At 62.0% G+C, this 5152-nt stretch carries 6 protein-coding genes; all 6 read left to right on the top strand.

Going from position 1 to position 5152, the window contains the following annotated elements; all coding sequences use genetic code 11:
- Positions 1 to 479 (top strand): class F sortase (locus WBQ44_RS04030; protein WP_495565450.1); only part of this gene is annotated, 479 nt, incomplete at its 5' end.
- A gap of 345 nt (positions 480 to 824) precedes the next feature.
- Complete coding sequence (gene rplJ, locus WBQ44_RS04035) at positions 825 to 1397, top strand: 50S ribosomal protein L10 (RefSeq protein WP_495565451.1); 573 nt, start codon at positions 825 to 827, stop codon at positions 1395 to 1397.
- An 80-nt stretch (positions 1398 to 1477) separates the two neighbouring features.
- Positions 1478 to 1864 (top strand): 50S ribosomal protein L7/L12, encoded by a 387-nt coding sequence (gene rplL, locus WBQ44_RS04040; RefSeq protein ID WP_495565452.1) that lies wholly within the window; start codon positions 1478 to 1480, stop codon positions 1862 to 1864.
- A 307-nt stretch (positions 1865 to 2171) separates the two neighbouring features.
- A complete protein-coding gene (locus WBQ44_RS04045; RefSeq protein WP_495565453.1) occupies positions 2172 to 3437 on the top strand; it encodes an ABC transporter ATP-binding protein in 1266 nt (421 codons plus the stop codon).
- A 5-nt stretch (positions 3438 to 3442) separates the two neighbouring features.
- Positions 3443 to 4237 carry an MlaE family ABC transporter permease gene (locus WBQ44_RS04050; protein ID WP_495565454.1) on the top strand — a complete coding sequence of 265 codons (795 nt, stop codon included), beginning with the start codon at positions 3443 to 3445 and terminating at the stop codon, positions 4235 to 4237.
- 6 nt (positions 4238 to 4243) lie between these two features.
- On the top strand, positions 4244 to 5104 hold the full coding sequence (locus WBQ44_RS04055; protein ID WP_495565455.1) for an MlaE family ABC transporter permease: 861 nt from the start codon (positions 4244 to 4246) through the stop codon (positions 5102 to 5104).
- Positions 5105 to 5152 lie beyond the last annotated feature (48 nt).

Below are 5152 nucleotides of genomic sequence, written 5' to 3' on the forward strand. Positions count from 1 at the left end.
CGGCACCTCCGGTCGTGGCGCCGGCCATGCCAACGGATGCTTTCGCGCCGACTCGTGTGAGCATCCCGTCGATCGAACTCGACGAAGGCTTGGTCGATCTCGGTCTCACCGATACCGGTGAGATGGAGGTGCCGTCCGACTTCGACGATGTCGGATGGTTCACCGGCGGTGGTCGGCCGGGTGGATATGGCCCGACCGTCCTCGCCGGGCACGTCGACTCGACCACCGGGCCTGCGGTGTTCGACCGGTTGCCGGAGTTGGCCGTCGGCGAGTTGGTGACGGTGACCGACGAGTCGGGCAGGGTCGCTCGGTACCGGATCGAGAGGACGGCCGATTACGCCAAGTCCGAGTTCCCGACGGCAATGGTTTTCGGTGCGACGCGGACCGACGAGATTCGGTTGATCACGTGCTCGGGGGCTTTCGACGCCGCGGTGGGCAGTTACGAACGCAATGTCGTCGTCTTCGGCAGTCGGGTCTGACGCGTTTTGGTGAACGCACGGATGCTGAGGTAGTCTGGCCGACGGCTTCGAAACGGGTTCTCGCAAGTGCGGGATTTCGTTCGGATCCGCCCAATCAAGTTCTACCCAAGACCGTTGGTCACCGCTTCTCGAGGGCTAGTCCTGACAGATATGCGGTTGAAGGTCCGATCAGCTCGGACGGCCCACGCAGGAGAACGAGGTAAGGGACCTGTTCGACGGATCTACGGACGTAACTGTTCGGAAGCTGTCTGCCTGTCTACGCCCCGTGTGCTTCTGCACCGGGGCGTTCGTCGTTTTCCGGGCCCTCTCGCGATCGACATTACTTCCCACGAGAGGAGGCGAAGTATGGCAAAGCCCGAAAAGGTCTCAGCAGTTTCGGAGATCACCGAACAGTTCAAGGGTTCGACGGCTGCGGTCGTCACGGAATACCGCGGATTGTCGGTTTCCGGACTTACTCAGCTCCGGCGTGCGCTCGGCGACAGTGCCACGTACTCCGTCGCCAAGAACACCCTGGTCAAGCGCGCTGCTGCCGATGCAGGTATCACCGGGCTCGACGAGTTGTTCGTCGGACCGACCGCCATTGCGTTCATCAAGGGCGAGCCGGTCGACGCTGCGAAGGCCATCAAGGCCTTCGCAAAGGACAACAAGGCGTTGGTCGTCAAGGGCGGCTACATGGATGGCGCAACGCTGTCCGTGGACGAGATCAACAAGATCGCGGACCTCGAGTCCCGCGAAATCTTGCTGGCCAAGCTCGCAGGCGCCATGAAGGGCAACTTGTCGAAGGCTGCCGGTTTGTTCAACGCTCCGGCATCGCAGGTCGCACGACTGGCCCAGGCGTTGGCGGACAAGAAGGCAGCGCAAGCCCCGGCCGCGGCCGAGGCAGCTCCCGCCGAAGCAGAAGCTCCCGCCGAAAGCTGATCCGCACACTTGCGACAGCTCCACACCCAACCGTCCGTCGCGGATCAGCGACTCGGTACGTATAGGAAGGACCCGCCACCATGGCGAAGCTCAGCACCGCAGAATTGCTCGACCAGTTCAAGGAGCTCACCCTCCTCGAGCTCAGTGAGTTCGTGAAGGCATTCGAGGAGACCTTCGAGGTCACCGCAGCCGCTCCCGTCGCAGTCGCAGCAGCCGGCGCAGCCGGTGCTCCGGCCGAGGCAGCCGAAGAGCAGGACGAGTTCGACGTCGTCCTCGAGTCGGCCGGCGACAAGAAGATCCAGGTCATCAAGGTCGTTCGTGAGGTCGTTTCCGGCCTCGGCCTGAAGGAAGCCAAGGACCTCGTCGAGAGCGCTCCGAAGGCCATCCTGGAGAAGGTCGCCAAGGACGCAGCCGAGGCTGCCAAGGAGAAGCTGGAAGCAGCCGGCGCGAAGATCTCCGTCAAGTAGGTTTCGACGGCCATCACGGCCTGTTCTTCACCCTCGAAGGGCCATTCCCACGCCGGGAATGGCCCTTCGTTTCGTCGTAGCCCCGGGAAGATGCCTTACAACCCGTTGCGCCTCCGAAGTTTCGGACCAGAATCGGGCGAGTTGCCCGCGTGTTGCAGTGATGTGAGCCACACTGTCTTCAGGACCGCAGCCCGACTCGGGGATTTACTTACTGGGCAGTAAGCTCCTGTGTCGGTGCGAACACTCATATGGGTTAGAGTGACGCAACCCACATCAGGATCGATGTGTACGAACTGTGGAGGTCAGCGTGGGAGTCGAGGTTTCGGTCGAGGGATTGACCAAGTCTTTCGGTGTCCAGAAGATTTGGCAGGACGTCTCTTTGACGTTGCCGTCGGGTGAGGTCAGTGCTCTGCTCGGACCTTCGGGAACCGGCAAGTCGGTGTTTCTCAAGTCGTTGATCGGGCTGCTCCGTCCGGAGCAGGGCAAGATCTTCGTCGACGGAACCGACATCCTGCAGTGCTCTTCTCGAGACCTGTACGAGATCCGCAAGCTGTTCGGTGTGCTGTTCCAGGACGGTGCTCTGTTCGGCTCGATGAACCTCTACGACAACGTGGCCTTCCCGCTGCGCGAGCACACCAAGAAGTCCGAGTCCGACATCCGCAAGATCGTGATGGAGAAGCTCGAGCTGACCGGTCTGATCGGCGCCGAGGACAAGCTCCCGGGCGAGATCTCCGGAGGTATGCGCAAGCGTGCCGGACTGGCCCGCGCACTCGTGCTCGACCCCGAGATCATCCTCGTCGACGAGCCGGACTCCGGTCTCGATCCCGTCCGCACCACGTACATCTCGCAGACGCTCATCGACATCAACGCCGAGATCGACGCCACCATCCTCATCGTTTCGCACAACATCAACCTTGCGCGGACCGTGCCCGACAACATCGGTATGTTGTTCCGTCGACAGCTCGTCATGTTCGGACCACGTGAGGTTCTTTTGACCAGTGACGAGCCCGTGGTCAAGCAGTTCCTCAACGGCACGATGATTGGGCCGATCGGTATGTCGGAGGAGAAGGACGAGGCCCAGATGGCTCATGAGCAGGCGTTGGTCGACGCCGGGCACCACGCAGGCGGCGTCGAGGACGTGGAGGGCATCGTTCCGCAGATGAAGGCGACGCCGGGCACGCCGGTACGCCAGGCGGTCGGACGCCGCCAGGAGCGCGTCCGGCAGATCATGCACACGCTGCCCCAGAGTGCCCAGGTCGCGATTCAGGAAAGCCTGGACAACACCGACCCCAATCAGCAGACTCCGGCCTACGCAGGCCAGAACCAGGGCGACAACGCCGGGTACGGCAATACCGGTTACGACAATGCCGGATATGACAATGCCGGATATGACAACGCCGGATATGACAATGCCGGATATGACAACGCGAGCTACGACAACTCGAACTACGACAATGCCGGTTACGACAACTCGGGTCGCGGGGGCCAGGGTTACACCAACACCGACAGTGCAGGTTACGAGACCGGATACAGCGATCAGGGCCACGGCCCTGCGCAGGGGCGGGGACAGTAAGGATTATGGGGGGTAAGAAGAAATCAGCTCTCGCTCCGGCGGGCGCGGCACTGGCGCAAGCCGGAAATATCGTCGAACTGCTCGTGGATGTGGTCAGGAACACGTTCAGAAGGCCGTTCCAGTTCCGTGAATTCATCGAACAGGCGTGGTTCATCGCCAGTGTCACGATTTTGCCGACTGCACTCGTGGCCATCCCGTTCGGTGCTGTCGTGTCGCTGCAGACGGGCTCGCTGATCAAGCAGCTCGGCGCCGAATCGTTCACCGGCGCAGCCAGCGTGCTGGCGGTGATCCAGCAGGGCAGCCCAATCGTGACCGCGTTGCTCATCGCAGGCGCGGCGGGATCGGCTGTCACGGCCGACCTCGGCTCGCGAACCATCCGCGAAGAGATCGACGCCATGCGCGTACTGGGCATCGACCCGGTGCACCGGCTGGTCGTACCGCGTGTACTCGCCATGATTCTGGTAGCCCTGCTTCTCAACGGTCTCGTGTCCGTCGTCGGCATCGCGGGAGGCTACTTCTTCAACGTCGTTCTCCAAGGCGGAACTCCAGGCGCCTATCTCGCGTCGTTCTCCGCGCTCGCTCAGCTACCCGATCTGTACGTGGCCGAGTTCAAGGCCGCGATCTTCGGTGTCATCGCCGGAATCATCGCCTCCTACAAGGGACTCAACCCCAACCCGGGACCCAAGGGTGTCGGAGAAGCAGTGAACCAGACCGTCGTCATCACGTTCCTGCTGCTGTTCTTCGCGAATCTCATCCTCACCCTGGTGTACCTCCAGGTAGTGCCGGCGAAGGGAAGCTGACCCGCAATGACCATCGCCAAAGGTCGTGGCGACCGAACTCTGCTGCGCGCCAAAAAGATCGCAAGCGCGCCGCTCAACGTTCTCGACAGTGCCGGCGAGCAGATGTCGTTCTACGTGCGAGCCATCGGTTGGATCCCGCGCACACTGATCCACTACAAGAAGGAAGTTCTTCGGCTGCTGGCCGAGGTCACCTTCGGTACCGGTGCCCTCGCCGTCATCGGCGGCACGATCGGCGTCATCATCATGATGTCCGGCGCCACCGGTGTTGTCGTGGGGCTGCAGGGTTACGCGGCCCTCGAACAGCTCGGCAGTTCGGTGCTCACCGGCTTCCTCTCCGCGTACGTCAACACCCGTGAGATCGCGCCTGTCGTGGCAGGTCTCGCTCTGTCCGCCACCGTCGGTGCAGGTTTTACGGCTCAGCTCGGCGCCATGCGTATCTCAGAGGAGATCGACGCCCTCGAGGTCATGGCCGTACCGAGTGTGCCGTTCCTCGTCACCACGCGCATGATTGCGGGCTTCGTCGCCGTCATCCCGCTCTACATCGTGGGTCTGCTGGCGTCGTACATCGCCTCCCGCGGTATCAGCACCCTCTTCAACGGTCAGTCGGGTGGCTCGTACGATCACTACTTCAATCTGTTCCTACCGCCCGAGGACGTGCTGTATTCGTTCCTCAAGGTGCTGATCTTTGCTTTCGTGCTGATCATGATTCATTGCTATTACGGTTTCCATGCGTCGGGCGGCCCCGCAGGCGTCGGCGTTGCAGTGGGCCGGGCCGTGCGTACGGCTATCGTGACGGTCGCTGTTCTGGACTTCTTCCTCAGTCTCGCCATATGGGGAACCACCACCACAGTGAGGGTTGCCGGATGATCGACTCGACGTCGCGATTGAAGCGACTACTCCTCGGTCTTGCGTTCT

This window comes from Rhodococcus sp. (in: high G+C Gram-positive bacteria), from assembly GCF_049591685.1.
Lineage (GTDB): Bacteria > Actinomycetota > Actinomycetes > Mycobacteriales > Mycobacteriaceae > Rhodococcoides.

Coding starts and splice junctions, on each gene's coding strand:
- rplJ (WP_495565451.1), top strand. CDS start 825: ATGGCAAAGCCCGAAAAGGTCTCAGCAGTTTCGGAGATCACCGAACAG.
- rplL (WP_495565452.1), top strand. CDS start 1,478: ATGGCGAAGCTCAGCACCGCAGAATTGCTCGACCAGTTCAAGGAGCTC.
- WBQ44_RS04050 (WP_495565454.1), top strand. CDS start 3,443: ATGGGGGGTAAGAAGAAATCAGCTCTCGCTCCGGCGGGCGCGGCACTG.
- WBQ44_RS04055 (WP_495565455.1), top strand. CDS start 4,244: ATGACCATCGCCAAAGGTCGTGGCGACCGAACTCTGCTGCGCGCCAAA.